Genomic DNA, 26142 nt, shown 5'->3' with positions numbered 1-26142 from the left:
AAATCCATGGTAGAACCAGGGATTTTAGCGAAACATTCTCCATTTTTGCGTGAGATAGCGCCAAATGTCTTCAAGAATGACGAAATTTTCTTTCCGATCCAGTTTGTTCCCTACATAAAAGCCGACCAGAACAATGAATCCAAAGATCAACATATCCCAAAAACCAAAAAATAAATAAATGAAGCCGAAGAAAACGCCTGCTGCCACTCCGATCACTTTGCCCCTATGGGACTCCCACAGCTCATTCCACATGAGTGGGTTCACCTCTATTCGACTCGGCTTTTAAAAGTTGGGGATGATTGCACGATGTTCGCTACGAATACGGTTACGGAAGCTACAGGAATGCCAGTAATATCTTCGATGTAACTTTTCACAGTACTTTGCATCTCTTCAGTAAGTTCAGGAATCGAACTTTCCCCATCCACAATGGTTCTGATCGTAATTTCTAGACCTGATTGATTCACCCTTACACGGGCCCGTAAATCTTTGGCACCTTTGGTACGACCAGCAGCTTTCAGAGATAAATTCTCAACCGTTTCTATCGAGATGCGAATATCTCCGAAATCCGTTCGTTGGTCGATAGATGGCGCTTGAGAACGACCACGGCGCAGCGTTAATATGAGGAAACGAACAGAGATCAACAGCATGATCAGGCTGATGATAATCGCCGGATACGCAAAGCTTTTTTCGAAATAAAAATTACTTAACACTTGACCTGCTTGTTCTAACGGGATCCAGCTCGAAGCTGTGAACAAAACAACGATAGAAGCAATTAGAATAATTAGGCTATAGAGAAGTAGCAAGAGCCTGTCCACAATTTTACCCACGTAAGCTTGTCCCCTTCCTATAGTTAGAGGAAACCCCCTGCAACCTGTAGGGGGTTTCAATTGATCCATATGGATGCAGCAATCCGCCTATTTCACACGATGAGCAGCTGCTGTTTCTTCTTCAACCGGTTTATCCACCTGTTTAAAATGAACATCATGAATATGAACGTTGACTTCAACAACGTTTAAGCCTGTCATCGATTCAATTGCCTGCTTCACATTTTGTTGAATGTCGCTTGCAACTTCAGGAATTCGATTGCCATATTCAATAATAATGGAGACGTCAATGGCTGCTTCACGTTGTCCGACTTCTACCTTTACGCCTTTGGACAAATTCTTGCGTCCAAGCAATTCAGCAATGCCGCCAGCTAATCCGCCACTCATCCCCGCTACTCCTTGCACTTCCACCGTTGCCAAACCGGCAATGATTTCGATAACCTCGGGGGCAATTTGGATGCTGCCCATGTCTGTTTTGACGTAATCCGGAGCGATTGTGCTCATTGTGGCACCTCCCTAGAGTTTGTGAAACAAACTTGTTTCATAAGCATTCCCTTGCTTGATCCATGGTTTGGATAAGCCATCTTAATTTATTACTATACCATTTCGCCAAAAATATGACAAATGTTTGTCTTACGATTCTGGATCATTCACATCATGCTCTTCCAAGAATTTAATATCATGGTCACCCTTGATAAATTTCTTGTGCTCAAGCAGCTTCAAATGGAATGGAATCGTCGTGTTTACACCATCCACCGCAAACTCGGTTAGCGCTCTTTTCATGCGGGCAATCGCTTCTTCTCGTGTATTTCCCCAAACAATAAGCTTAGCGATCATGGAATCATAATGCGGCGGGATTGTATAGCCCGGATATACCGCGCTGTCAACACGAACGCCAAAACCACCTGGCGGCAAGTAAAACTTCACTTGACCCGCTGAAGGCATGAAGTTCCGATTCGGATCCTCCGCATTCACACGGCACTCAATAGCCCATCCATTGATGTGGACATCCTCTTGTGCAAAAGATAATGGATTGCCTTCTGCAACACGAATCATCTCTTGGATGATATCAATTCCTGTAATCATTTCGGTTACGGGATGCTCAACCTGGATTCTCGTGTTCATTTCCATGAAGTAGAAATTACCATCAGGACCGAGTAGGAATTCAAGTGTTCCTGCACCTGAATAATTAACGGCTTTCGCTGCACGAACGGCCGCTTGCCCCATCGCTGTGCGTGTTTCTGCTGTCAGAATCGGGCAAGGAGCTTCCTCAACAAGCTTCTGTCTGCGGCGTTGTACGGAACAGTCGCGCTCACCTAAGTGAACAACATTGCCGTGTTTATCAGCTAAAATTTGAATCTCAACATGCTTCATGCCTGTCAAGTATTTCTCCAAATATATACCTGCGTTGCCAAAAGCATTTTGTGCTTCTTGCTGCGCTGCCGTAATTTGCTGTACGAGTGTTTCCTCGTTCTCGGCAATACGTATTCCTTTACCGCCGCCGCCTGCTGTCGCTTTAATAATGATCGGGTAACCGATATCTCTTGCTATGACGATCGCGTCGTCAATGTTCTCAACCAAACCGTCTGAGCCTGGAATGATCGGTACTCTTGCTTCTTTCATTGTTTGCTTGGCAACCGCTTTATCACCCATCCGGCTTATCGCATCTGGAGATGGACCGATAAATGTAATATTGCAGCTCTCGCAAATTTCTGCGAAGTCCGCATTTTCTGCTAAGAAGCCATATCCAGGATGGATCGCATCACATTCTGTTAGCGTAGCAACACTCATCAAGTTCGTGAAGTTCAAATAGCTGTCCTTGGAGGCAGTCGGCCCAATACAATAGGCTTCGTCGGCTAGACGCACATGAAGCGCATCACGATCGGCTTCCGAATAAACAGCCACTGTATACATGCCGAGCTCGCGACAAGCTCGGATAATACGAACAGCAATTTCTCCGCGGTTCGCTATTAGGATTTTATGAAATTTCATTATTTTTCCTCCTAAGAGTTTTCCGTTAGGAAAACTTGCATCATAAGCGTGTACTGAGTTTTGCTCAAGCAAAACTGCGTCATAAGCATAAGAGCCTACTATTCGCTTACTCTGGTCTAACTAAAAACAAAGGTTGTCCGTACTCAACAAGCTGACCGTTATCTACAAGTACTTCAACGATTTCACCTTTAATTTCAGCTTCGATTTCATTCATCAATTTCATAGCTTCCACAATACAGACGACGTTTTTGTCGCCCACCTTGGAGCCAACACTTACGAAAGGAGCAGAGCCAGGAGAAGCAGACTGATAGAAGGTTCCTACCATTGGTGAAACTATCTTATGTAAAGATGAGTCCTCTTGCTTAGCATGTCCAGTAGTCGCAGGGATAGAAGCTTCGAGAGCGGCAGCAGGTGCTGTGTTAGCAATGCTTGCTTGACCGATCGGAGCATACGTGTGTTGAACGGGGGCTGTTACATAGACAGACTCCGTTTTATTCGGCTTGCGAATTGAAAGGCGTGCACCTTCATTTTCGATTTCAAGCTCTTGTAAAGAGGATTGATCGACGAGTTTGATCAACTCTTTGATTTCACTCAATTTGAACATTCATGTCACTCCTTCAAGGTTGGTGAACCAGTAAAAAATGCGGTTTCATAGCCGCAACGTATGTATTATACCCATAAACGCAAGAAATGGAAAGAGTCCAGTTTGTCCGGACCCTTTCCATCGCCATCCTGGGCGGGTTAATCTCACCTCTTTTTACTAAGGACGAACATATTGAATCTTAATATTTTCCGGACCTGTACCGAGCTCTTTCATCACCAAATCAACGATCGTTACACCTTGGCTTTTCTCCAATTTATCGCTTTGAACTGTCACTTTCCATTTGTTTCCATCTTGATTAATAATAGCTTGCGGGAAATCCTTCATAAGCACATCTTGTAAATTTTCTACTTTTTCTTGAATATCAGTCAACTTCGCTAAATCATTTGTCGCTTTGGCTACAGCTTCAGGTGTCTTCTTCGAATCGATAATGATTTCCATCAAATCAGAGGATGTTTTGCTGAAATAATCTCTTTGTTTCATTTGCTCATTCGTGAAATAATCGCTAGCCGATGTCGTTCTCGCTTGCTCTTCAACCATCTTCAAAACTTGATCGTCCGTTTTAGCCGTATTTGGTGAAGTTGCTTTGGGAGCATCCTGCGTCGTTGTTGTTTTAGCATCCGTTTTAGCATCGGTTTTCACGTCTGTTTTTGTTGAATTTTGCGGAGTCACAGCTTTCGTGTCGACTTTTGCATCTCCGCCTGTTGTCGCTTTCACATCTGTTTTCGCTGCATTCGCAGGGTCAACCTGACTCATATCAATCTTCACTTCTTGTGATTTATTGATCGTTTCCGTTGTGGCTAAATCAAGCTTATTAACATCCTCTGTGAACAGATAATAAGCGGAAAGCACCACCATTAAACTAAGCATAGAAACGAGCCAAATTGTTTGTCTTTTCGCATTCATTGAAATTCCTCCTCAATTTTGATTTACTGCCACATTCATCCCCCAGTTTTGCGGGGTAAAATAGAGATCCTACTCGCTTGCACATCAAGTCCTCGCTCTACAGCTTCTGTAATCATTTTTTTCACAGTGAGATTCTCGGCGCCTTTGGCGACAACGATGACGCCTCTGATTTTCGGTTTAATGTATTTGAGCACAAGCGGTTTCTGGTCACCGGAAACTTGATAGACAACCACTTCACCACTCCGCGTTACCTGGGATATATTTCTTGTCGCTCCACCATTGTCGCGTTCTGTCGTCATTTGCTGATTGTCATTATAATTTTTGTCGACCGTCATTTCTTCCGTCGACTCAATTGTAACGAGCACTTCAACATCGCCTACACCAACAATTTTTTGTAAAATCTCCTTCAACTGTGTTTGATAGGCTGCTTCATAATCGTGAAAGGTAGAATTTTCTTTGGATGTACTGTTGAGAAATGTTTCTTTGCTGGGTTGCGGAGAGGCTCTGCCCGCATTGATGGGATCAACATCTTTTACAGTCATAAATGCATTCATAATCATCAGCGCAGCTCCCAAAAGTCCAATCATCACGACCCATAAGAGCGTGTTCTTGCGTTTGGGTCCTCCCGGACCTCCGCCGAATTTGTGCTCCATCCATTGCAGCAATGTTCCCATCGATTCACCTCGCAATCCTTCCATTCCGTTGGTTTAATTGGATATCAATCTGTGCAGGCTCCACGATCCAATCAAGCACGATTTTTTGCTTGAGATGGTCAACCTCTTGCTCTATTCGTGACGATAACTTAGGCAGAGTTGCTGCTGCTTTATCACTTGAGTTACTTCCCTGCAGCTTCGTGGATGGTTCGATCCTTATCGGATCAATTGGCTTGACTGGCTCCATAACAGCTATGCTTTTTGAGGCTGATGTTGATTTCACCTGTTTCGGCGTTTCTATATCATCAAGGGTTACCCTGACTTTCGTTATAGCGGGTTTCCCATTATTGTCGATTTGTGCCAGCACCTGAACGTCTTGGATGATCAGCTCTGTTTGCTTCTGTAAATCCTCTTTCATCAGCTCAGCCAACTGCGTTTGAATCATTTGCTGTGATTGTTTTTGTCCTGCTTCTTGAAGCTTTTGGGCATCCTTTGTAATCACATCGAGCGATTTCATCAATGAATTTCCACCGCTGCTGCTTGCAAGCATTGTTTTATCGTTTTGCCGCTGCTCCGCTTGACCAATCAATTGATCGATGTCCCAATCCTTCTGAAACAATTGAAGTACTGGAGATAACAGTGTAAGCAGGATGAATAAACTCATAACCGTTTTGACATATCGCTGCATGGTATTACTTGGAAGTAGCAGATCAACAAATGTAGCCAACATAATGACCATGATGACGCTTTTTAGCCATCCCGCTAACCAAACCATAGCTGCCTCCTTTCACCGCATCATCACGGAGACATTACTGATCGTAATCATGATCGTTAGAGCTAGAAAGAACATTAAGCTGACGGCTGCCAGTGCCGCAAACACATAAATTAAGCTCTTGCCTATCGTTTGCAAGCAAGCGATTATTGGACTATCTCCCAAAGGCTGCATGATCGCTGCGGATAAGTTATAGATGAAAGCTAGCGTTAAAATTTTGATAGCCGGAAACGCACACAACAAGATTAGAATGACAACTCCAACAAGTCCAATTGCATTTTTCACAAGCAGCGATGCCCCAATCACTGTCTCTGTTGCATCCGAGAATAAGCGTCCCACAACAGGGACAAAGTTTCCGGTAATGTACTTTGCCGTTCGAATCGCAACGCCATCTCTAACCGCTCCGGCAGTCCCTTGAATCGATATAACCCCGAGGAAAACAGTGACGAATACGCCCAGCATACTTAAACTTATTGTGCGCAGAAGGTTCGCTAGCTGGGTGACTTTGTATTTCTCGCTTAGTGAGCTGACGATGTGCAGGACAGCCGAAAAGAACAACAAAGGGAATATAAACACATATATCGCTGTTCCAACTGAATGGATCATAAACACAATCAGCGGATGTAAAATCGCCACAGAAGTGACATTTCCCATTGATGCCAAAAGAGTTAATAGCAAAGGTACTATGGCAATCATGAATTGAATCATGGAAGATATAGCCGTTTTGGCGTAACCGATTGCTACGCTGAAGCTGTTGATCGCTATAATAATCAGAACCATATAAGTAATTGAATAACCAAGCTTGCTGACTGTATTTCTTTCAAAGGAGCTTTGCAGCGTTTCGAGAATCATACTGAAAATCGTCAGGACCACGATCGAAGCAAGCAGCTTTCCATTAATGATGATTTCGTGGAACACATAGCTTAGCAATCCTTTGAAAATACTCTTCATGCTAATGCCCTTGGTCCCGAGCAGCAATTCCATGAAGGTTGGCGTCTTACTTTCAGGGAAGTAACCGCCGTAATCCTTCATGAGCTTATCCCAATATTGCTCAACAGGTTCCGTATTCAGATGGTTGGCCTGCTCCTTGATAATGATATCCGTAGGCGATTCAGCGGCCATATTGCCCGTCAATCCAAGCCATAATCCCATTGTCATTATGAATAAAATAATCCAGCGGTTGTTCAGCTTCTGGTGCGAATAAAGTAGATTCATATTGGTCACTCCTCATGGATCATCCTAAGCAGGGAGCAGTTTAACGACGGTCTCAATGATGACGGTTATGATCGGAATCGCCATCACCATAATGAGCACTTTCCCGGAAAGCTCGATCTTGGAGGCAATAGATTCTTGACCGGCATCTCGTACGATTTGAGCACCGAACTCAGCGATGTAAGCAACACCAATGATTTTCAGAATCGTTTTGAGAAAAACCATATTGATGCTTGACTTTTGAGCTAAGTCCTCGAGCACCTGGATGACTGAGGAAATTTTACCGATCAGGAACAAGAAAATCATGATGCCCGTAAATGCCGCCAGCAAGAAAGCGAACATTGGCTTCTGCTCTTTGATGATGAGCGTTAATATCGTTACGATGAGTCCTAAACCTACGATCTGGATGATTTCCATCAGGCCCACCTCATTGGAATAGGAAGATCGTTTTGATTTCTTTAAATAAATGATCGAGCATACTGACGACCATAAAGAGCACGACCACGAAGCCAATGACCGTGACCCAGTGTGCCATATCCTCTTTGCCCATCTGCTTGAGCACCGAATGGATCATCGCGATGATGATGCCGATGCCGGCGATCTGGAAAATGGCATTCACATCTACGTTCATTCCAGGCACCTCACTCTGTTGACAAGGAACTCACTTGTATGGCCAAGTCATCCTTGCTACCATTAATACATCAATATCACGATCAATGCTCCGATTAAGAGACCGAGGCTTTTCCACATTTTCTCGTAGCGCCGCTGCTCTTCCCTAGACTCGGTTTCTTCCGTTTGAAGTTGGCTAATCGCGAGCCGTAAATGTTTGATTTGATCACTTCGATCTGTGAGCCCAAGAACGGCTCCCAACTGCAGCACCACTTCTTGTTCCGCTTGCCTCATCGAAGTTCTTGTCCATACATCATTGACACTCCATTGCCAAATCTCACGGGTGGATTTACCGTCACTCTTCAATAAACGCTCTGAAGTTATTCGAAATAAGGAAGATAGCGGCTCTGCGACCTGTTTGCTGAGTGAGGCGAATGCTTCAGGCAGCGGTGTGAGTGCGTACATGATTTCCGTCTCCATTCTCCCTAACGCACTGATAAGGCCACGGATTTGCTTCGGACGTCTTACATAATGCGCAGCCTTTAGGAAGCCAAACAATGTGGCAGCACCGATAATAAGAACCCCTCCGACAAATTTCAGCATCTACCATCATCCTTTTCGCACAGGATAGAGTTCCAAGGCCTTGCCCTGACAATCCAAGATGCGATAGGAAGCTTGTGCACCTTTTCTTCTATGCAGAATGACATATCTCGTGAATACACCCTCTTCCAACAGCTGCTTCAGAACAGGCCTCCTGCGTACATCCTCATAATCAGCACCATGTGCAGTGGCTACGACGCGAATCCCGGTGTGAACAGCTTCATGGATGGCGTCCGCATCTTCTGGACGCCCAATCTCATCCACAATCAGGACATCAGGTGATAGCGACCGAATCATCATCATCATGCCTTCCGCCTTCGGACAACCATCCATAACGTCAGTGCGCGGCCCCAGATCGAATCTGGGCACCCCTTTGACACATGCAGCCAGTTCTGATCGTTCATCCACCACTCCCACTTTCTTACCAGTCGTCGATACGTTACTCCCCCCCCATTCTCCCCGGCTAATCAATCTAGCCAGATCGCGGATCAGCGTTGTTTTCCCATGCTGTGGAGGTGAAATGATGAGCGTATGATGGATGCTTCTCAGTAAAGGATCGAATAGCTGTGGTAACACCTCTTGGCCGACCCCTTGGATCTCGCGGGCAATCCTTATGTTGAAAGAACTTACATCACGTATTTGCTTAACATGTCCCTGATCCAAAACAGTTCGCCCTGCTAGTCCAACTCGATGACCTCCAGCAATCGTGATATAGCCTCTACGCAGCTCTTCCTCGAAAGTATACAAGGAATGATTCGTAAGCATCTCTAGCAGCGTAAGACAGTCCTGCCGTGTCGGCTTGTATGCCTTCGTTTCCTGAGTCACCATCTCCCCCCGTTCACTCACAAAGGTGTATCGATCCCCCCAGCTAATCTCAAGAGGCCGTGACTCTCTCACCCTTATTTCTTCAACACTAGCTTGTACGTCTGTCGGCAGAGCGGCTAAGAGATATCGGAAAGTTTGAGGCACCAAATGCAGAATCGAATCAAGCATAGGGAGACATCCCTCCAAGTTGTCCAGTCTTCTATACTCATTTCTATGCTTAATAGAAAGAAATATGACCGATTACTTTTTTAAAATACCAATAAAGAGACAGCTTACTCCCGCAATCACCCACAGCATTTTGCCATATGATAGTTTCTCTGCGATTCCTACTAATCCAATCGTCGTTGTTGCTAGTAATACTAGAGGACCTACTAGAGCCAAACCCGAGTTCACCAGCAGCGCTTTCTCCACCGTCGCCAGTCTCAGCATCACAATGGCTGCGATAATTTCGATACTCCCCGACATCATCCTCAGCGAAGCCATCGTTAGGACAATTTTGTTCATTTCTTTCTACTCCTCCTCGTAAAAATCTTTGAGCTTTATGTGTCATCGAATATTTAGCGGAGAGGATTTATAAAAGGCCGGAAGAGCGACTTTTATAAAGCTGTTCCTACCTACTCAATCCAATAAAAGGAACAGCTTTACAATGGAGTCCTGGAGGTTTTTATAAATTCTCGGAGCGACCGTTTATTCGACAGAACGCATAAGGATAGGGTCAAAGCTTTTTACCCTATCCTTATGCAAGCTCGTCTGATTTTAGGCATGCTGGGCACCTCCATTTGTGAAGATGCATATGCTGAACACAGAATTGAACCTTCAAAGGACAGTGAGGAGAATTACCGATGGAAGTGACCTCTCATTTGAAATGGAATCCCGTTCTAGCCGACCCCACAGGACAAAGGCAGGCTAAACCAAGAACACTGGGTAAAACGATGGTGATGGATAAAGGATTAGGCTTGAACGCTTTTCAAGATCTGCTTACCACGTCAAGCAGCCATCTGGATATGATCAAAATTGGCTTCGGTACCTCGCCGCTTTATCCGTTACATGTACTTAAAAGTAAGATTTCCTCTGCAAAAGAAAACGGCATTTGCGTTTATCCGGGTGGTACCTTTTTGGAGGTAGCCATCAGACAGAATGCGGTAAACTCTTTTTTTGACATGCTTATTGCGCTTGGTTTTAATGGCGTTGAAATTTCCGATGGGACGATTGAAATGGAGCGCAGACTTCGAAACGAGCTTATTTCTAGAGGATTGGAAGAGGGATTCGAGGTCATCACCGAATATGGCAAGAAAGGTTGGGGATCTTCCATTGAGTTGGAGGAATTAATTGAAACAGTCTTGATCGACACGGAACTCGGGGCCAAAATGGTTACCATTGAAGCCCGGGAATCAGGCATGGGCGTTGGTATTTTTGATCAGAACGGGAAATGTAAGGACGACGAACTGCAAAGGGTGCTTTCCGCAATTCCCGGCGAGCTTCTCTTATGGGAAGCACCGCTCAAAAGTCAGCAGGTACATTTAATTAGCATGCTAGGCCCCAACATCCACTTGGGCAATATTCCACCGGATGAGTTGATTGCGTTGGAAGCATTACGGAGAGGACTCCGTTCCGATACGTTGTCGTTGGGTACCAGAAAGGATTAAAAGATGCATATCGAGGTTGTCGCCAACATCGGCGAAGCTAGAAGTGACGAATTTCTTCATAAAACCGTCATTGTCGTTGATGTTTTACGTGCAACTAGCACGATCATCACCGCACTGATTAACGGTTGCAAAGCCATTGTTCCTGTGGAAACGGTTCTGAAGGCCAAGGAATTATTTCGAGAGGGAGATTTACTTGGAGGCGAGCGTTTTTGTAAAAAGATTCCTGGTTTCGATTTCGGAAATTCGCCACTGGAATACACAAAAGCAGCCGTTCAAGGCAAGCGAATTATACTTACAACCACGAATGGAACAAGAGGTATTCAGAAAGCGATGAAAGCCGATCACGTGTTAGCGGGAGCCCTACTAAATAGCAGAGCTTGCGCGAGGGCCGCGGTCGATTTCAAACGAGATACCGTTATTTTGTGCGCAGGAACTCAAGATGTTTTCTCTTTGGAAGATGGGCTTTGCGCAGGTCTTATCCTTGAGGAATTGTCCATTCTGCTCGGTGACAAAAATATAGCAGTCAACGATTTCGGCATGGCCATGCGAGGGTGTTATCTGGAATCGAAGGATTCGTTGTATGAAAAAATATTAACCTGCAGTAATGGAAAGAAAATGAATAAGTCTGGTTTCCAGGCAGATTTGGTTTTTTGCGCAAAACCGAATATCACAGATCATGTTCCCCTTTTGGAACGTGATCAAATGGTACTCATGCATCTTTGATAAACACTCCTTCGTTCTAAATACAAGCCCTTCTCATAAACTAAGATTGAAGTTATGAGGACGAGGGGTTTTGACACTATGAATGGCGATTTGCTCTTAGTTATTCTCATTATAATTGGACTCATTGGCCGATCACCAATTATTACGACCGCGGCTTGCATTTTACTTGCGATTAAACTTATTGGGTTAGACCGTTTTTTTCCCACGATGGAGCGCAGAGGATTAGAACTCGGATTATTGTTCTTAACGATTGGGGTGCTGGTCCCCTTTGCCAGTGAGCGTATCTCCGTGAAGGATATCTTGTCGGTATTCACCACTTGGCCGGGCATCATCGCACTACTTGGCGGAGCTATTGCTACCTATATGAATGGAAAAGGGTTGGAACTGCTAAAATTAGACCCACAATTAATTGTGGGTCTTGTGATTGGTTCTATATTTGGCATTATATTTATGCGCGGAATTCCGGTTGGCCCCTTAATGGCAGCCGGAATAACGGCTTTTTTATTAAAGCTGGCTTATTTTATATCAGATAAATGGCATTAATTTTTCGATTATCTGCGATCTTCTGGTCCACCAACAAACGCATGCTCGGTTGTGTCCAAGCCGTATGCAGTGTGCAGGGAACGGATAACTTCAGTTAGGTTCGTGTTGTCAACGACACAGGACATTTTAATCTCCGATGTGCTAACTAAGGAAATAGAGATACCAAGATCAGAAATCACTTTGAACATCGTTGCAGCAACACCTGGTGTACTTACCATACCAGCGCCAACTATGGACACTTTCACAAGGTTCACTTCAGAAGTGACTTCACGATATCCAATGTCACCGCGAATTTGTTCAATCACGGTCAATGCTTTTTCGCGATCTGCAAGAGTCGTTGTGAAAGAGAAATCAGCCGAACCGCTGATCACACCGCTTTGTACAATGATGTCGACATCAATTTGCTCTTCGGCAAGAGCAATAAATACTTTAGCCAGCTGTCCCGGTTTCTCAGGTACACCTAGAATACTAATTCTTGCCACATTCTTATCGTAAGCGATGCCTCGAACGACGATTCCTTGCTCCATCACTGCTTCCTCCTTCACGTTGGTACCTTCATTGTAAGTAAAGCTGGAACGTACCACTAAGGTAACGTTATAATTTTTGGCATATTCTACAGCCCTTGGATGCAGAACAGCAGCCCCTAAATTAGCAAGCTCCAGCATCTCATCATAGGAAATCTCATTTAGCTTTCTCGCTACTTTCACGATGCGCGGATCTGTCGAATAAATGCCATCTACATCGGTATAAATCTCACATAGATCTGCTTTAATAGCAGCAGCAAGTGCTACAGCCGTTGTATCCGACCCGCCGCGGCCAAGTGTGGTAATCTCACCTGCATCGGTCATCCCTTGGAAGCCAGCTACGATGACGACATTGCCTTGTTCGAGAGCTTTCAGTACACGATGTGGCTGAATATCCGTTATTCTGGCCTTACCATGAATCGGTTCCGTATAAATACCACTTTGCCAACCGGTATAAGAAACCGCCTGCTCACCCAAATTATGTATTGCCATCGATAAGAGAGCTACCGATACCTGCTCTCCTGTCGTTAACAACATATCCATTTCACGAGCCGGAGGGGCTCCATCGTAAATTTGCTTAGACAGGTCGATCAAATCATCCGTTGTATCTCCCATCGCGGAAACGACAACAACGCAGCTATGTCCTGCTTGTTTTCGCTCTACGATTCTTTTTGCAACACGCTTCATTCGCTCTGGATCACCAACAGAGCTTCCGCCAAATTTCATCACTATAAGAGACAAAGCTGACCCACTCCCAACGCATACTAGTGCATAACAATTCAATATTATAGCATAAAAACACCTTGCTGTGGTAAGAAATCCACGTGAAATGAAAAAAAGCCTTTTGGACTCCAAAGAGTCTGAAAGGCTTTAGTCATTAGTTGCTCGCGCGTGAAAGGTATTTTCCATCATCTGTATCAACGGAAAGAATATCGCCTTCGTTGATGAAAAGTGGCACCATCACATTAAGACCTGTTTCCACTTTCGCATTTTTCAAAGCACCTTGAGCTGTGTTTCCTTTAACGCTTGCATCGGTTTCGATAACTTTCAAGTCAACGCTCTTCGGAAGGTTAATCCCAAGAATTTCACCTTGATAGCTCATGATTTTGATGTTCATGTTTTCTTTCAGAAAGTTCAATTCCCATTTCAATTGTTCATGGGAAAGGGAAATCTGATCAAACGTCTCTGTATCCATGAATGTGTACTCGTCGCCAGCTGCGTACAAGTATTGCATTTCACGGTTTTCGATGTGCGCTCGTCCAACGTTCTCGCCAGCACGGAATGTACGTTCAACGGTATTCCCGTTACGCAGGTTTTTAAGCTTGGAGCGCACGAATGCAGCGCCTTTACCTGGTTTAACGTGTTGGAAATCTAGAACAGTAAAAATATCATGCTCAACTGTAATTGTAAGACCTGTTTTGAAATCGTTAACTGATATCACTTGTGAATCCCTCCGCTAGTCAATAATAAGAAAATCTTTGGTAGAATGTGTGAGTATTTTAATGCCGGTGTCAGTAATTACTGCGTCATCCTCAATACGAACTCCGCCAAAGTTGGGGAGATAAATACCAGGTTCAACCGTAACCACCATACCAGGTGTTAAAATCATGTCCTCGGTTTTCGACAAGCGTGGATTTTCATGTACCTCCATGCCTAAACCATGTCCGGTACCGTGACCGAAGTAATCGCCATAACCATGCTTCACAATCACGTCTCGTGCGTAAGCATCGCCTTCTCTGCCAGTAATACCTGGTCGGAGGTTAGCTAAACAATTCAATTGGGCCTCAAGGACAATGTCATAAATTTCTTTATGTTTGTCTGTCGGCTTACCTAGCATAACCGTTCTAGTAATGTCAGAGCAATACCCTTTATAATACGCTCCAAAATCCAATTTGACAAATTCGTTTAATTGTAGCACGCGATCGCTCGCTTTGCCATGAGGAAGCGCAGAGCGTTCACCAGAAGCAACGATTGTTTCAAATGACGTTGAAGTCCCGCCATTTTTGCGGATAAACATCTCGATCTCAAGGGCAATATCCTTTTCCTGCACACCTGGCTTGATAAAAGATAGGATGTGTGAGAATGTTTGATCAGCCAGATCGGCGGCTTCTTGCATAATTTGTAATTCCGCCTCATCTTTAACCATTCGAATCAACTCGACAACACGTGCTGTAGGCACCAATTCGATACCCGCTAATCCTTCTTGGTAGCTTAAGAAATCACCGTAGGATACATCCACTTGCTCGAAGCCAAGCTTTGTGATCCCTTGCTGCTGCAAGAGTTCCTTCACTGTCTCGATTGCTTTTGCCTTATGCTCAACAATTTCAAATAGCTTAGCTTGCTGAGGAGCTTGCGTCATATAACGAAAATCAGTTAACAATAAGGCACGGTCTAACGTTATAAGGACATAGCCAGAAGAACCAGTGAAACCAGATACATATGTACGGTTGTATGCATTCGTGATGAGTATTGCCGGTAAATCTTGCTGTTGCATAACCTTGCGAAGACGTTCAATACGTTTCTCCTGCATTGAGATCACCAATCTTTCTTACAGATGAGGTATTAATGCTCTTAAACCAAGTTCATAGCTCTGTGCACCGAAGCCACAGATTTGACCGATAACGACAGGCGCAGTAACCGAGTGATGACGAAACTCCTCGCGCTTATGAATATTCGAAATGTGAACTTCTACAGTTGGCAATTGAACCGCTGAGAGTGCATCGCGAATGGCATAACTATAATGCGTGAATGCTCCTGGATTGATTACAATACCATCTTTTGTGCCGAAAGCTTCATGAATTTTATCAATAATATCGCCTTCATGGTTCGATTGAAAGCTCTCAAGCTCGATCGACAGCGCCTCAGCTAATTCATTTAAACCTTGAATAATCGTTGAAAGCGAAACCGTTCCGTACACGCCAGGTTCACGTACGCCGAGCATATTTAAGTTCGGACCATTAATGACTAGAACCTTTTTCAACAGGAAATCACTCCCAAGCATTTTTCATTGAAAAATGGGCTTTACAAGCCTATTTAACCTTTGATATTTTACCATAACTTTCATGTCTTGTGTATAGGTCGTCTTGTTCTTGCATCCGTGTATTCAATAGAAATGGAATAACCAATAAACATTCCCCATAGCAGAAACAAACAAAAATCACTAAGAACAGTATCTAGATCCAGATCCTTAATCCAGTAGGTCATTCCCGATAAGGGACCAATGAGTAAATATATTACAGCCCACCATAGAGCTCCATACGCTAGCCCCCACCAAGGCCCCTGAAGCTTCCACATCGTGACCATATAGATGAACGCAGCAACGATTGAAAAAACGGTGAAGATCCCCCAACCAATGAGCGTTCCCAGCCAAGTATGCAGAAAATCATGTTTGAAAAAAGGCTCTACAAGAAAGCCGATTACAATCTTGGTGAACTTTAAATAGTACTCAACAATTTTGATTGCTCCCCATATAAATCCAGCGAAAAAGCCGATGTAAAGGGCAAATACCCAACGATTTGTCCGGATTTTTTCTTCCTTTTTATCACTTATCATCCATCGTCTTCCTTTCTCTACACATGTTGCTTGTCTTTCCTTAGGTATGAATAGTATGTTCTACCGCTATCGGTAGCATTCAATCTACGAATCCGTTACAATAAGAAAGTACAAATAACTGAATTTGAGAAAGATAAGAAGGTGGATCTTGTGGCAGAACAAAACAGTATATACGGAGGACAAGCCGTCATTGAAGGCGTCATGTTCGCAGGAAAAAATGTGCATGTAACCGCTGTGCGCAAAAAAGACGGTTCCCTTGATTACTTAGAAGTACCGAAGAAAGTGATCCCTTGGGTCCAAACACTCAAGAGAATACCGTTTATACGCGGTATTGTGGGAATCATAGAATCAAGCGCTAAAGGCGCTCAGCACTTGAATTTCTCGGCTGAATCCTTCGCTGAACAAGAAGGCGAGGATGCTAACAGTGCCAAGAAAGAAGAAAAACCAGGCTTCTTTTCTAATATTTCAATGATTCTTGGCGTAGCTGTTGTGGGTGTGATTTCGTTTCTATTTGGCAAATTCGTATTCACGCTGGTTCCAGCTGTTATCGAACAGTTTTTGTTTCAAAATGTATTTAGCAATCAATTTCTTCATAATCTTATAGAAGGTGTTATTAAGATTATTTTACTTGTCGGATATATTTATTTCATATCTTTGACACCTATGATCCGCAGATTGTTTCAATATCATGGCGCTGAACATAAGGTCATTAGTGCTTATGAGGCTGGCGTAGAGCTAACGGTTAGTAACGTACAGAAATTCAACACGCTTCATTATCGTTGTGGCAGCAGTTTCATCGTGTTCACCGTATTGATTGGTGTCGTTATTTATTCATTCCTTCACTATGACGGATATGTCGAACGTATCGTGCAGCGTTTAATATTGCTGCCTGTTGTCATTGGTGTTTCTTATGAAGTATTACGATTCACCAATTCGCTTCGTGAAGTCCCCGTCCTTCGTTACTTAGGCTATCCTGGACTATGGCTTCAGCTGCTTACAACCAAAGAACCTGAAGACAGTCAAGTTGAGGTGTCGATTGCTTCTTTCAACCGCATGCGTGAAGCAGAACAACGAATCTTGGAGGGACGTGCATGAGAAGAAAATTTTCCCCGATCGAGGTCGCCATTGCGATTTTGATTGCGATTGGTTTGCTGGTAAGTTTGCGAACTTTGTTCATTCCTATTCTCGTGTTAGGGATTATTTTTCTTCTATACAAATTCCCGCCTTCTCGTTGGAAAAAGAATTCAACGGGTCGGGGGCCCAAAGGGAAAAGGAAAAACGCCAAGTTCCGTGTCATCAACGGAAGTAAAGATTCTGATTCGGATGATTTACCCAAATATCATTAATACGGCTTAGCGTTATTCACGTCGCAATACGTACTTCTCGTAATTCTGTTCATATAATTCAGCGGACCAATTGTTGAAGTAATCATTGGAAGCTTGAAAGCCTGAGTCGTATAAAGACATACTGAGTTCTTTGGATAAGTTAAACTGCGTATTTCCCACACCTAAAGTCGGGATTTTGACCGTACGGAACCGGTTCTTTTGCTCAATATAGCGCTCATCATGAGCACTCAACATCGTTCCAAACAACGCTTCCAACATGGTTATCGGTCCTTTAATTTTATGAGTGGGAATTTCGTTTTTACCTACTAATTGGAAACCAATAACAGGGATGATATCCTCGCGATCTGTTTCCTGATCAAACACCCAAAGTGGATAGTTGCTTAACAAGCCACCATCTACAATATAGTAAAACTGCTCTGCGAAAGGCGCTGCCTTTGCAGAGCTTTTTAATTTGCGCCGAATCATGACGGGATCGAAAAAATAAGGAATGCTTGTGCTCATTCGGACGGCTTTGGCAATAGAGAATTTGCGTGGATCGATCCCATATTGAGCGATATCATCAGGTAATATCAAAAGCTTACCTTGTGTAATATCGGATGCAATTACGCGCAGTTGATTGTGTCTCAAATCACCAAATGTACGGATTCCTTTGGCTGCTAATTGTTGATTTACCCAATCCTCCAACGCCGCTCCGGAGTACAAGCCTTTTTTGATGAACAGCCGCGCGGCAGGTCCAATAATTTTCGTATTAAAAATAGGCGAACGCTGCATAAACGACCTGAAAGGTGCTCTCAGGATCATTTCTTTCATGTCTTCTCCTGTATAACCCGCGGCCAAAAGAGCCGCTACGATGGCACCTGAGCTTGTACCTGCGACTTCATTGAAGACATGCCCCTGCTTCATCGCCGCGCTTACACCACCAACCAGTGCAATCCCCTTTACGCCTCCGCCTTCAAACACACCGTTGATCTTCAAATCGACACCCCTCCTAGTATAGCGACTATAGGACTTCCATTGTTATGTATGCGGACGCAGTATGTTTATATACCCAAAAAAAAGACAGAGCACCGCGAATTGCGGCCTCTGCCTAGCTTTCTGCTTCTAACTCTTTACGAACATTCATGAGATCATCCATCCGATTCGGTTCTCTTCGAAAATATTCTAATAACGTTTCAATACAAGTAATGGAATCCCAGCTTAAATGATGCTCAATTCCTTCTACATCCTTATATATATTGTCCTCTTGGACACCAATAGTCGTTAAGAAATTTTCTAGAAGTTGATGACGTTCCACTAAACGCTTTCCCATCTTCTTCCCTTTGGGAGTTAACATGAGTCCGCGATATTTTTCATAGATCAAGTAATTATCTTTATCCAGCTTTTGAATCATTTTAGTTACAGAAGAGGGGTGCACCTCAAGCCCTTCAGCAATGTCGGAGACACGAGCGTAACCTTTCTCGTCAATAAGCTTGTATATTCTCTCCAAATAGTCTTCCATGCTTGGCGTTGCCATTGCTTTATTTCCCCCTGCTTTTCCTTTATTTCCTGCCTACTGCTTAACTATCATAATGCATCAACCCAGACGCGGTCAAATATCCCATGGTTCATTAAGTTATGACGTTGGCACACTAATGTATAACAAAGAATCGAACAGATAGTAGTGAAAGGAGCTTATCATGTCTACTGAACTGCTCTCCAGACCCGTGCCAAGCTCGGCTGTTTTCGTGCCGGAGCTTGTTTATTTTGAACCTGACGCGATGAATTATCCTAAAGGACAACAAATATATGAATGGGCTAAGCAGCAAGGACTGGACATCCATATGACGACCTCTCATAATCAAATTCGTGATTTGCCCGGTGATTCAGAACTTGAAAAGTACCGAATTGCGAAACGCACTCTTGTCGTTGGTATTCGAAAAACACTCAAATTCGAAACTTCCAAACCATCTGCCGAGTATGCAATCCCCATTGCTACAGGCTGTATGGGGCATTGCCATTATTGTTATCTTCAAACGACAATGGGAGCTAAACCTTATATACGTATCTATGTAAATATGGACGATATCCTAGATGCTGCCAAACAGTATATCGAGGAGCGAGAACCGGAAATCACCCGCTTTGAAGCCGCTTGTACCTCTGACCCCGTCGGACTAGAGCATATCTCAGGCTCATTAAAGCAATTAATTGAGTTTATGGGTCAACAAAAGAATGGTCGTCTGCGTTTTGTAACCAAATACCATCATGTAGAACCTTTGTTAGATGCCAAACATAACAAACATACACGATTTCGTTTTAGTGTGAATGCGGACTACGTCATTAAAAACTTCGAGCCTGGCACATCCAAGTTCCAAGAACGAATCGAAGCCGCTGGCAAAGTAGCCCATGCAGGCTATCCGCTAGGCTTTATTATTGCGCCAATCATTTGGCATGAAGGATGGGAAGAAGGCTATGCCACTTTACTGGAACGACTTTATAAAGAACTACCTGCTGAGGCAACCAAAGATTTAACATTTGAAATGATACAGCATCGTTTCACAAAGACAGCCAAAAATATCATCGAAAAAAGATATCCAAAAACGAAACTAGAAATGGACGAAGAAAAACGAAAGTACAAATGGGGAAAATACGGGAAAGGAAAATATGTCTACAAAGATGAACAAGCAAACGCACTAAGGGAATTTATCACAGATCAAATCTTTGATAAATTCCCTGATGCGAAAATTGAATATTTTACTTAACTAAAACTTTAACCAATCGGGGGTTATGGAGTTTAACCAAAGCGTGATTTGCGTCATTTTGCCTGTATAGAGCAGAACCGCAATGACGATCATCAAGCCCCCTCCTATTTTCATAATCAGGTTTGAATAGCGTAGTATCCATTTCGTAGATCCTATAAAAAAAGATAGTACAAAAAATGGAATCGCAAAGCCTAGCGAATAAGCAGTCGTTAATTGGAACCAGGTACCAGGTTCCGTTGTAGCGAGCGCAAGGATCGCCGACAGAATAGGACCAACACAAGGGGACCACCCTGCTGCAAACCCCATTCCAACTAGAACAGAACCAATATAGCCAGCAGGACGAAATTTGATTTGTAATTTACGTTCCTTCATTAACCATTGAGGTTGGAAAATGCCGAGTAGGAACAAGCCCATGATGAAAATTAATAAAGCTGCTATTTGTCGAAGCAAATCACGATAATCGATGAAAAAATTGCCTAGGAAGCCTGCTGTTAAGCCTAATGCATAGAAAATGATCGAAAACCCCACGATAAAACTTAACGTATGAAGCATCGTTTGACGTCGAACGGCCGAAGATGATTCCCCTGATTTCAACTCACTAACTGAAATTCCCGTTATGTAAGAAAGATAAGAAGGATATAAGGGCAAACAACAAGGTGATATGAAGGAAGCAATTCCCGCCCATAGAGCAATCCACAAATTAACAGAATCCATATTAAATCCTCAATCCTCTTTTCAAAATGATCCCGCTCAATATCGCAATGAGAGTGAGCACAACAGTTCCGCCCGGAGCAAGATCCCATACACCCGCAACGACAAGACCAATAATAACAGCAATTTCGGAAAATAGTATCGCTAAAAAGACGGAGTGCTTAAAGCTCCGAGCGATCAATAAACTGCACGCGACTGGTATCGTTAATAATGAGGAAACTAACAATGCTCCGACAATTTTGATAGCGACTGATATCACAAGTGCCGTTAGCATTGTAATCATCATATTATAAAACTTTAGCGGTAGTCCACTTACACTCGCTGCATCTTCATCAAAAAACATAAGAAAGAACTCTTTGAAATGGGAAGCGATTACGCCGACAACGAGTACACAAACACCAAAAACAACCCATAGATCGGTTGAATCCAATGTGTAAATACTGCCGAACAAATAGCTCATAACGTTCATATTAAAGCCTTTGCCAATAGTAAAGAGGAGAGTTGCCAGTGCAACTCCGCCTGACATAATAATGGCTATAGAAAGCTCTGCGTAAGTCTTGTAGGCTTTGCGCAAACGTTCAATGGCAAACGATGCAAGCAAGGCGAACACGAGTCCAACACCCAAAGGATATACGTTAATGAGAAATCCAAGAGCAACACCTGCAATTGAAACATGCGCAAGTGTATCCCCAATCATTGACAACCGTCGAAGGACAAGAAAAACGCCCATTAAAGGCGCTGTAAGCCCAATCAGAATGCCACCAATTAATGCACGCTGAAAAAAGTATTCCGTAAATATGTCCAAAATGCCCGCTCCTATTATAGGGATCTTTGTTCGAATAACAAAGTCTCTCCTCTTTATTGAACTCCGATCATCTCACGTATCTGGCCGATTGAGTGTGTCAAATTCGTCTCACGACAATCCTCCGGATCATGGGTATGCTTTACATAAAACTTGATGCCGCCGCTTACCTTCTGCGGCTCCGTACCTAAATATGACTGCATCATGTCCATATCATGGGACACCATGATGAAGGTCATATGATGATGCTGGTGCATATGACGGATCATTCGAAAAAATCCGACCTGCGTTTCAGCATCGATGCCAACCGTCGGCTCATCGAGAATGAGCAGCTCCGGGTTGTTTACGATCGCGCGTGCAAGGAAAGCACGCTGCTGTTGCCCGCCAGATAGTTGACCGATGCGTCGGTCAGCCAAATCCTCGATGCGCATCGCAAGCATCGCATCTTCGGCCTTTTGAAGATCTGCTTTAGTCAATCGGCGATAGACCCGCTTCTTGCTATACATGCCTGATAAAACAATTTCCCTGACTGTAGCTGGGAATAAGGGATTGAACGCATTTTTTTGAGGAACATAACCGATGCGTTCCCAATCCTTGAATTGGCTCAGCGGTCGATCAAATAGCCTGATCTCGCCAACTGTTGGTTTCAACAGACCGACAAGCATTTTAAGCAGTGTGGTTTTCCCAGCACCATTGGAACCAATGACACCCACAAAATCACGTTCAAGGACATCGAAATGAAGCTTCTCTATCACTTTCTTATTATCATAAGAGAATGAAAGGTTATCCATAGATACTATGCTCCGATGGCAAAAGTTTTTACTGCTATTCTCCATCTTCCTACTCCTGACTCATTAAGAATGGAACTACACATACCTTATTGTAAGGCAATAACTAGGTTTTTCAAATTTTCGTCCATGATCGAGATATAATCTTTACCTGCCTTCATTTGTTCATCCGTTAATCCCTCAATCGGGTTAAGTACCATCGTGTCCACTTTAGCATCTTTAGCCAACGTTTTGGCTAATTTATCAGATACCAGTTCTTCAAAGAAAATATATTTCAAACCATGTTCTTTCAAAAACTCATTCATTTTTTTCAAATCCTGAGCCGTCGGCTCCGCATCCGGTGATAATCCCATTATGGACATTTGTGTCAAACCATAATCCCTGCATAAATAAGCAAACGCGTGATGGGAAACCGCAATCTCTTTCTTCGATGTAAGAGCAATTTCCTTTTTGTATCGAGCATTCAAATCGGTCAACTTCGCTGCATAATTCGTATAATTTTGCTCAAAAACATCCTTGTGAGCAGGATCCGCTTCTATTAGTGCTATTTTAATATTATTAGCCATTTTCACAGCGTTTAACGGGCTTAACCAAGCATGAGGGTCATATTCCTCTTTATTTTCCGTCGTTTTTATTAAATCTGCCCCTTTACTGGCCTCAACAACCTTTAGAGTCGAGTCTCCTGACAAACTACCGAGGAAGTCCTCTACCCAACCTTCAAATCCCGCTCCTTGATACACAAAAACCTGGGCTTGGGTCATATTTTTAATGTCTCTGCTCTTTGGCGACCAATCATGCGGTTCCACGCCAGCTGGGACCAAATTAATTGCATTCACATACTCCCCGCCAATGTTGCGGGTAAATTCATAAAGAGGATAAAAACTAGTCACCACATTGACTTTGCCTTGAACCATCTTTGCTTTCGAACTTGCAGAACTTCCACAACCAGCCATGACAACAGTTAAAATAGCCAACAAGACTATGTAAAGAACTCTCTTATTTCTTATCATCATAACCAACCCACCCATTTTCTAAATCGTAATTATTTTTATTAACGAATTGATTATACGAGTCCCCTTAATTGAAGTCAATACATCAAAGTGTAAAAAACAAAAAAGCCAGCTGTCGAATTCACAGCATGGCCCCATCTCTATCAGTTATTGATTCGTTTTTGTTATTTCGATTGACCTCCACCACTATCTGTCTTTTTCGAACTGCCAGAATCCCCCTCCTTCGACTCTCCTGATTCACTACCTTTCTTGCCACCTGAATCCTTATTACTTGTATCCCCACTTTTCTTAGAATCAGATGGTTTATCACTTTCCTCTTTTAACTTCTTATAACGTTCTTCTGATTGTTTAATAAGCTTTTTATCCTGTTCAATCTTATATTGAAGAATCTCATTGTACATCTCATATTGCTTTTTCAACTCTTGATCAATAATACTTTCTTTTCCCTTCGTACTTTGTGTTTTAGATTTCGATTCACCCTTTTTGGCATCTTCCTTCTTCTTACCCGAGTCGCCACCGAAAATCGAACAAGCCGATATAAGAATGACCATCCCTGTTATACCTATTAATTTCACAAGAAACCGAACACTCATATGCCTCACTCCGTGGTTAGTTTCCTTTATCATGCCCCACTCATATTAAAAACACCCATACTAAAACAAACACCCCATCCGGGAAAAATAAGGGATGAGGTGTTTGTTCGTTTGGCTTCTATTACTTTACAATTGCTCCATTAGGCATCGAATCAGGGACTGTAGCAAGTGTTAACTGGTCGCCATGTGAAGCGGCGAGAATCATACCTTGAGACAACTCGCCGCGCAGCTTGACGGGCTTTAAATTCGTGACGCAAATCACTTTGCGTCCAGCAAGCTCTTCGGGCGAGTAAAACTTCGCGATGCCCGATACAACCTGGCGCTGCTCGTATCCGAGGTCGAGCTGCAGCTTGAGAAGCTTATCGGCGCCTTTCACAGGCTCCGCTGATATCACCTGTGCTACGCGCAGCTCCACCTTGGCAAAATCGTCAATCGCGATTTCGTCCTTTGCTTCAGGCGCGGGCACTGTGTTGGCAGCAGCCGCAGGTGCTGCTGCAGTCGCTTCATCGGCGCTAGATGCAGCGCCGCCTCCCATGGCCTCGACGATGTAGGCGACTTCTGCCTCTACGTCCAGTCGAGGGAACATAGGCTCCCCCTTCTGCACTTTAGTGCCTTCAGGGAGATGCCCGAACGTTTGCACGCTCTCCCATGCGGTCAAGCGTGGCAGATCTTCGTCAGCTAAGCCCAGCTGCTGCCAAATCAGTTGCGGCGTCTTCGTCAAGAACGGACGCAGCAATACGGATGAAATGCGCTGGGATTCTGCCAGCACATACATTACGGAGCCAAGTGTCTCGCGCTTGGCATCATCCTTCACCATCGACCACGGCTGCGTCTCGTCGATATATTTATTCGTGCGGCTGATAAGCTGCCACACCGCTGAAAGCGCGATGGAAAATTCCATCTTTTCCATCGCTTCCTCGTACTTCGCTACCGTAGAACGAACAGTCTCCAAGAGACTTTCGTCAAATTCGGTAGCCCCCGCAGCATACGCGGGAATCTTGCCTGCAAAGTACTTATCGATCATCACGATCGTACGGTTCAAGAGATTCCCGAGATCATTAGCGAGGTCATGATTGACTCGCTCAACAAAACTTTCCGGCGTAAATGTTCCATCCGCCCCAAAAGGCACTTCGCGCATGAGATAGTAACGCAGCGCATCTAATCCGTAACGGTCGATCAACGTAACCGGATCGACAACATTCCCTTTGGACTTCGACATTTTGCCGTCCTTCATGAGCAGCCAGCCGTGCGCAAACACCTTTTTCGGCAAAGGTAAATCAAGAGCCATCAACATAATTGGCCAATAAATCGTGTGGAATCGAACAATCTCTTTACTCATTAAATGAACATCTGCAGGCCAATATTTCTTAAATTTACTTTCATCTTCGGAGCCATAACCAAGCGCAGTAATGTAGTTGGAAAGAGCATCGATCCAGACATAAATGACATGCTTCGGATCCCCTGGAACTTTAATTCCCCAGTCGAATGTCGTTCTGGAAACAGCCAAATCCTCAAGACCTGGTTTAATAAAGTTATTCAGCATTTCATTTTTACGAGATTCTGGGTGGATGAAATCCGGATGTTCCTCATAATACTGCACTAAGCGATCGGCATACTTGCTCATCCGGAAGAAATAAGTTTGCTCCTTCATTTTCTCCACAGGTCGCCCACAATCTGGACATTTCCCATCTACTAGCTTGCTTTCAGGGAAAAAAGACTCATCAGGAATACAGTACCAGCCCTCATATTCGCCTAAATAAATATCCCCTTGATCCAGTAGTCTTTGAAAAATCTTACCAACGGCATCTTTATGACGATCTTCGGTTGTTCGAATAAAATCATCGTATGAAATATCCAGCTTCGCCCAAAGGTCTTTGATTCCTGAAACAATATGATCTACAAATTGCTGAGGCGTCGTCCCTTTCTCTTGGGCCTTGCGCTCGATCTTTTGACCATGTTCATCCGTACCTGTTAAATACCTGACATCAAAGCCGCGCAGTCGCTTGTAACGTGCCATAGCGTCCCCGGCTACCGTAGAATAAGCGTGACCAATATGCAGCTTATCACTCGGGTAATAAATTGGTGTTGTAATGTAAAATGTTTTCGATTGCGTTGACATCATTCGTTCCTCCTAGCAAATAGTAGAAAACACAAAAAGCCCTCATCCATCTT

The 26142-nt window shown here is 43.7% G+C and carries 33 protein-coding genes; 6 read left to right on the top strand and 27 right to left on the bottom strand.

What is annotated here, in order from left to right:
* Positions 1-24: 24 nt before the first annotated feature.
* From ASG85_RS32915 to ASG85_RS32850, 14 genes are all read right to left on the bottom strand, one after another.
* On the bottom strand, positions 25-252 hold the full coding sequence (locus ASG85_RS32915; protein WP_060649039.1) for a DUF2273 domain-containing protein: 228 nt from the start codon (positions 250-252) through the stop codon (positions 25-27).
* 14 nt (positions 253-266) lie between these two features.
* A complete protein-coding gene (amaP, locus tag ASG85_RS32910) occupies positions 267-827 on the bottom strand; it encodes an alkaline shock response membrane anchor protein AmaP (RefSeq protein ID WP_057306417.1) in 561 nt (186 codons plus the stop codon).
* An 87-nt stretch (positions 828-914) separates the two neighbouring features.
* A complete protein-coding gene (locus tag ASG85_RS32905; protein ID WP_057306418.1) occupies positions 915-1328 on the bottom strand; it encodes an Asp23/Gls24 family envelope stress response protein in 414 nt (137 codons plus the stop codon).
* A 129-nt stretch (positions 1329-1457) separates the two neighbouring features.
* The gene (accC, locus tag ASG85_RS32900; RefSeq protein WP_057306419.1) at positions 1458-2816 is read right to left on the bottom strand and encodes an acetyl-CoA carboxylase biotin carboxylase subunit; all 1359 of its coding nucleotides are present in this window, start codon (positions 2814-2816) and stop codon (positions 1458-1460) included.
* A 106-nt stretch (positions 2817-2922) separates the two neighbouring features.
* Complete coding sequence (gene accB, locus ASG85_RS32895) at positions 2923-3420, bottom strand: acetyl-CoA carboxylase biotin carboxyl carrier protein (protein WP_057306420.1); 498 nt, start codon at positions 3418-3420, stop codon at positions 2923-2925.
* A 156-nt stretch (positions 3421-3576) separates the two neighbouring features.
* A complete protein-coding gene (locus ASG85_RS32890; RefSeq protein WP_060649038.1) occupies positions 3577-4323 on the bottom strand; it encodes a SpoIIIAH-like family protein in 747 nt (248 codons plus the stop codon).
* A gap of 35 nt (positions 4324-4358) precedes the next feature.
* Positions 4359-4997: a stage III sporulation protein AG gene (spoIIIAG, locus tag ASG85_RS32885; RefSeq protein WP_057307059.1), complete on the bottom strand. Its 639-nt coding sequence runs from the start codon at positions 4995-4997 to the stop codon at positions 4359-4361.
* A gap of 4 nt (positions 4998-5001) precedes the next feature.
* Positions 5002-5751 (bottom strand): stage III sporulation protein AF, encoded by a 750-nt coding sequence (gene spoIIIAF, locus ASG85_RS32880; RefSeq protein ID WP_060649037.1) that lies wholly within the window; start codon positions 5749-5751, stop codon positions 5002-5004.
* A gap of 12 nt (positions 5752-5763) precedes the next feature.
* Positions 5764-6963 carry a stage III sporulation protein AE gene (gene spoIIIAE / locus ASG85_RS32875; protein ID WP_057306423.1) on the bottom strand — a complete coding sequence of 400 codons (1200 nt, stop codon included), beginning with the start codon at positions 6961-6963 and terminating at the stop codon, positions 5764-5766.
* A gap of 24 nt (positions 6964-6987) precedes the next feature.
* Positions 6988-7377: a stage III sporulation protein AD gene (gene spoIIIAD, locus ASG85_RS32870; protein WP_057306424.1), complete on the bottom strand. Its 390-nt coding sequence runs from the start codon at positions 7375-7377 to the stop codon at positions 6988-6990.
* A 10-nt stretch (positions 7378-7387) separates the two neighbouring features.
* Positions 7388-7591: a stage III sporulation protein AC gene (gene spoIIIAC / locus ASG85_RS32865; RefSeq protein WP_029197158.1), complete on the bottom strand. Its 204-nt coding sequence runs from the start codon at positions 7589-7591 to the stop codon at positions 7388-7390.
* Between the two features lie 62 nt (positions 7592-7653).
* The gene (gene spoIIIAB, locus ASG85_RS32860) at positions 7654-8172 is read right to left on the bottom strand and encodes a stage III sporulation protein SpoIIIAB (protein ID WP_057306425.1); all 519 of its coding nucleotides are present in this window, start codon (positions 8170-8172) and stop codon (positions 7654-7656) included.
* Positions 8173-8178: 6 nt separating this feature from the next.
* Positions 8179-9162: a stage III sporulation protein AA gene (gene spoIIIAA, locus ASG85_RS32855; protein WP_060649036.1), complete on the bottom strand. Its 984-nt coding sequence runs from the start codon at positions 9160-9162 to the stop codon at positions 8179-8181.
* 72 nt (positions 9163-9234) lie between these two features.
* Positions 9235-9498 carry a YqhV family protein gene (locus ASG85_RS32850; protein WP_057306427.1) on the bottom strand — a complete coding sequence of 88 codons (264 nt, stop codon included), beginning with the start codon at positions 9496-9498 and terminating at the stop codon, positions 9235-9237.
* A 338-nt stretch (positions 9499-9836) separates the two neighbouring features.
* Here ASG85_RS32850 and ASG85_RS32845 point away from each other — a divergent pair, with 338 nt between their 5' ends.
* From ASG85_RS32845 to ASG85_RS32835, 3 genes are all read left to right on the top strand, one after another.
* Positions 9837-10640, top strand: coding sequence for a phosphosulfolactate synthase (locus tag ASG85_RS32845; protein ID WP_057306428.1), 804 nt, complete (start codon positions 9837-9839; stop codon positions 10638-10640).
* Between the two features lie 3 nt (positions 10641-10643).
* Positions 10644-11363 (top strand): 2-phosphosulfolactate phosphatase, encoded by a 720-nt coding sequence (locus ASG85_RS32840; RefSeq protein WP_057306429.1) that lies wholly within the window; start codon positions 10644-10646, stop codon positions 11361-11363.
* A 78-nt stretch (positions 11364-11441) separates the two neighbouring features.
* The gene (locus ASG85_RS32835) at positions 11442-11906 is read left to right on the top strand and encodes a DUF441 domain-containing protein (protein ID WP_057306430.1); all 465 of its coding nucleotides are present in this window, start codon (positions 11442-11444) and stop codon (positions 11904-11906) included.
* A gap of 8 nt (positions 11907-11914) precedes the next feature.
* Here ASG85_RS32835 and ASG85_RS32830 read toward each other — a convergent pair whose 3' ends face one another.
* The 5 genes from ASG85_RS32830 to ASG85_RS32810 form a co-directional block, all read right to left on the bottom strand.
* On the bottom strand, positions 11915-13171 hold the full coding sequence (locus tag ASG85_RS32830) for an aspartate kinase (protein WP_057306431.1): 1257 nt from the start codon (positions 13169-13171) through the stop codon (positions 11915-11917).
* 136 nt (positions 13172-13307) lie between these two features.
* Complete coding sequence (gene efp, locus ASG85_RS32825; RefSeq protein ID WP_057306432.1) at positions 13308-13871, bottom strand: elongation factor P; 564 nt, start codon at positions 13869-13871, stop codon at positions 13308-13310.
* A 15-nt stretch (positions 13872-13886) separates the two neighbouring features.
* Positions 13887-14960 (bottom strand): M24 family metallopeptidase, encoded by a 1074-nt coding sequence (locus ASG85_RS32820; RefSeq protein WP_060649035.1) that lies wholly within the window; start codon positions 14958-14960, stop codon positions 13887-13889.
* 18 nt (positions 14961-14978) lie between these two features.
* Positions 14979-15410 carry a type II 3-dehydroquinate dehydratase gene (gene aroQ / locus ASG85_RS32815; protein WP_057306434.1) on the bottom strand — a complete coding sequence of 144 codons (432 nt, stop codon included), beginning with the start codon at positions 15408-15410 and terminating at the stop codon, positions 14979-14981.
* 80 nt (positions 15411-15490) lie between these two features.
* Entirely contained in the window at positions 15491-15982 is a 492-nt protein-coding gene (locus ASG85_RS32810; protein WP_060649034.1) for a YqhR family membrane protein, read from the bottom strand.
* Positions 15983-16183: 201 nt separating this feature from the next.
* Between ASG85_RS32810 and ASG85_RS32805 the strand changes: the two genes are divergently transcribed.
* Positions 16184-17077, top strand: coding sequence for a DUF1385 domain-containing protein (locus ASG85_RS32805; RefSeq protein ID WP_057307060.1), 894 nt, complete (start codon positions 16184-16186; stop codon positions 17075-17077).
* Positions 17074-17328: a hypothetical protein gene (locus tag ASG85_RS32800; RefSeq protein WP_057306436.1), complete on the top strand. Its 255-nt coding sequence runs from the start codon at positions 17074-17076 to the stop codon at positions 17326-17328. The genes ASG85_RS32805 and ASG85_RS32800 overlap by 4 nt, the downstream gene beginning before the upstream one ends.
* Before the next feature lie 12 nt (positions 17329-17340).
* On the opposite strand, the gene ASG85_RS32795 is transcribed toward ASG85_RS32800, so the two are convergent.
* Positions 17341-18303: a patatin-like phospholipase family protein gene (locus ASG85_RS32795; RefSeq protein WP_057306437.1), complete on the bottom strand. Its 963-nt coding sequence runs from the start codon at positions 18301-18303 to the stop codon at positions 17341-17343.
* Between the two features lie 112 nt (positions 18304-18415).
* Positions 18416-18841, bottom strand: coding sequence for a transcriptional regulator MntR (mntR, locus tag ASG85_RS32790; protein ID WP_029197173.1), 426 nt, complete (start codon positions 18839-18841; stop codon positions 18416-18418).
* Between the two features lie 163 nt (positions 18842-19004).
* Between mntR and splB the strand changes: the two genes are divergently transcribed.
* The gene (gene splB / locus ASG85_RS32785; RefSeq protein ID WP_057306438.1) at positions 19005-20066 is read left to right on the top strand and encodes a spore photoproduct lyase; all 1062 of its coding nucleotides are present in this window, start codon (positions 19005-19007) and stop codon (positions 20064-20066) included.
* Here the strand turns inward: splB and ASG85_RS32780 are convergent, their stop codons facing one another.
* The 6 genes from ASG85_RS32780 to metG form a co-directional block, all read right to left on the bottom strand.
* The gene (locus ASG85_RS32780) at positions 20067-20780 is read right to left on the bottom strand and encodes a cytochrome c biogenesis CcdA family protein (RefSeq protein ID WP_057306439.1); all 714 of its coding nucleotides are present in this window, start codon (positions 20778-20780) and stop codon (positions 20067-20069) included. It lies immediately after the preceding gene.
* Position 20781: 1 nt separating this feature from the next.
* Complete coding sequence (locus tag ASG85_RS32775) at positions 20782-21582, bottom strand: metal ABC transporter permease (RefSeq protein WP_060649033.1); 801 nt, start codon at positions 21580-21582, stop codon at positions 20782-20784.
* Positions 21583-21635: 53 nt separating this feature from the next.
* Complete coding sequence (locus ASG85_RS32770) at positions 21636-22415, bottom strand: metal ABC transporter ATP-binding protein (RefSeq protein ID WP_060649032.1); 780 nt, start codon at positions 22413-22415, stop codon at positions 21636-21638.
* A gap of 41 nt (positions 22416-22456) precedes the next feature.
* On the bottom strand, positions 22457-23380 hold the full coding sequence (locus ASG85_RS32765; RefSeq protein WP_164484199.1) for a metal ABC transporter substrate-binding protein: 924 nt from the start codon (positions 23378-23380) through the stop codon (positions 22457-22459).
* A gap of 161 nt (positions 23381-23541) precedes the next feature.
* The gene (locus ASG85_RS32760) at positions 23542-23970 is read right to left on the bottom strand and encodes a hypothetical protein (RefSeq protein ID WP_060649030.1); all 429 of its coding nucleotides are present in this window, start codon (positions 23968-23970) and stop codon (positions 23542-23544) included.
* A gap of 121 nt (positions 23971-24091) precedes the next feature.
* Positions 24092-26089: a methionine--tRNA ligase gene (gene metG / locus ASG85_RS32755; protein ID WP_060649029.1), complete on the bottom strand. Its 1998-nt coding sequence runs from the start codon at positions 26087-26089 to the stop codon at positions 24092-24094.
* Between the last annotated feature and the right edge of the window lie 53 nt (positions 26090-26142).

This window comes from Paenibacillus sp. Soil724D2 (assembly GCF_001427935.1).
Taxonomy (GTDB): domain Bacteria; phylum Bacillota; class Bacilli; order Paenibacillales; family NBRC-103111; genus Paenibacillus_E.
The sequence above is the reverse complement of the archived record's forward strand: the minus strand, read 5'-3'. Positions and strand labels throughout refer to the sequence as shown.

What these genes read in the sequence shown, in the direction of transcription:
- ASG85_RS32915 (WP_060649039.1), bottom strand. Translation starts at nt 252, where the DNA reads ATGTGGAATGAGCTGTGGGAGTCCCATAGGGGCAAAGTGATCGGAGTG.
- ASG85_RS32905 (WP_057306418.1), bottom strand. Translation starts at nt 1,328, where the DNA reads ATGAGCACAATCGCTCCGGATTACGTCAAAACAGACATGGGCAGCATC.
- accC (WP_057306419.1), bottom strand. Translation starts at nt 2,816, where the DNA reads ATGAAATTTCATAAAATCCTAATAGCGAACCGCGGAGAAATTGCTGTT.
- accB (WP_057306420.1), bottom strand. Translation starts at nt 3,420, where the DNA reads ATGTTCAAATTGAGTGAAATCAAAGAGTTGATCAAACTCGTCGATCAA.
- ASG85_RS32890 (WP_060649038.1), bottom strand. Translation starts at nt 4,323, where the DNA reads ATGAATGCGAAAAGACAAACAATTTGGCTCGTTTCTATGCTTAGTTTA.
- spoIIIAG (WP_057307059.1), bottom strand. Translation starts at nt 4,997, where the DNA reads ATGGGAACATTGCTGCAATGGATGGAGCACAAATTCGGCGGAGGTCCG.
- spoIIIAF (WP_060649037.1), bottom strand. Translation starts at nt 5,751, where the DNA reads ATGGTTTGGTTAGCGGGATGGCTAAAAAGCGTCATCATGGTCATTATG.
- spoIIIAE (WP_057306423.1), bottom strand. Translation starts at nt 6,963, where the DNA reads ATGAATCTACTTTATTCGCACCAGAAGCTGAACAACCGCTGGATTATT.
- spoIIIAD (WP_057306424.1), bottom strand. Translation starts at nt 7,377, where the DNA reads ATGGAAATCATCCAGATCGTAGGTTTAGGACTCATCGTAACGATATTA.
- spoIIIAC (WP_029197158.1), bottom strand. Translation starts at nt 7,591, where the DNA reads ATGAACGTAGATGTGAATGCCATTTTCCAGATCGCCGGCATCGGCATC.
- spoIIIAB (WP_057306425.1), bottom strand. Translation starts at nt 8,172, where the DNA reads ATGCTGAAATTTGTCGGAGGGGTTCTTATTATCGGTGCTGCCACATTG.
- spoIIIAA (WP_060649036.1), bottom strand. Translation starts at nt 9,162, where the DNA reads ATGCTTGATTCGATTCTGCATTTGGTGCCTCAAACTTTCCGATATCTC.
- ASG85_RS32850 (WP_057306427.1), bottom strand. Translation starts at nt 9,498, where the DNA reads ATGAACAAAATTGTCCTAACGATGGCTTCGCTGAGGATGATGTCGGGG.
- ASG85_RS32845 (WP_057306428.1), top strand. Translation starts at nt 9,837, where the DNA reads ATGGAAGTGACCTCTCATTTGAAATGGAATCCCGTTCTAGCCGACCCC.
- ASG85_RS32840 (WP_057306429.1), top strand. Translation starts at nt 10,644, where the DNA reads ATGCATATCGAGGTTGTCGCCAACATCGGCGAAGCTAGAAGTGACGAA.
- ASG85_RS32835 (WP_057306430.1), top strand. Translation starts at nt 11,442, where the DNA reads ATGAATGGCGATTTGCTCTTAGTTATTCTCATTATAATTGGACTCATT.
- ASG85_RS32820 (WP_060649035.1), bottom strand. Translation starts at nt 14,960, where the DNA reads ATGCAGGAGAAACGTATTGAACGTCTTCGCAAGGTTATGCAACAGCAA.
- ASG85_RS32810 (WP_060649034.1), bottom strand. Translation starts at nt 15,982, where the DNA reads ATGATAAGTGATAAAAAGGAAGAAAAAATCCGGACAAATCGTTGGGTA.
- ASG85_RS32805 (WP_057307060.1), top strand. Translation starts at nt 16,184, where the DNA reads ATGTTCGCAGGAAAAAATGTGCATGTAACCGCTGTGCGCAAAAAAGAC.
- ASG85_RS32800 (WP_057306436.1), top strand. Translation starts at nt 17,074, where the DNA reads ATGAGAAGAAAATTTTCCCCGATCGAGGTCGCCATTGCGATTTTGATT.
- mntR (WP_029197173.1), bottom strand. Translation starts at nt 18,841, where the DNA reads ATGGCAACGCCAAGCATGGAAGACTATTTGGAGAGAATATACAAGCTT.
- splB (WP_057306438.1), top strand. Translation starts at nt 19,005, where the DNA reads ATGTCTACTGAACTGCTCTCCAGACCCGTGCCAAGCTCGGCTGTTTTC.
- ASG85_RS32780 (WP_057306439.1), bottom strand. Translation starts at nt 20,780, where the DNA reads ATGGATTCTGTTAATTTGTGGATTGCTCTATGGGCGGGAATTGCTTCC.
- ASG85_RS32770 (WP_060649032.1), bottom strand. Translation starts at nt 22,415, where the DNA reads ATGGAGAATAGCAGTAAAAACTTTTGCCATCGGAGCATAGTATCTATG.
- ASG85_RS32765 (WP_164484199.1), bottom strand. Translation starts at nt 23,380, where the DNA reads ATGATGATAAGAAATAAGAGAGTTCTTTACATAGTCTTGTTGGCTATT.
- ASG85_RS32760 (WP_060649030.1), bottom strand. Translation starts at nt 23,970, where the DNA reads ATGAGTGTTCGGTTTCTTGTGAAATTAATAGGTATAACAGGGATGGTC.
- metG (WP_060649029.1), bottom strand. Translation starts at nt 26,089, where the DNA reads ATGTCAACGCAATCGAAAACATTTTACATTACAACACCAATTTATTAC.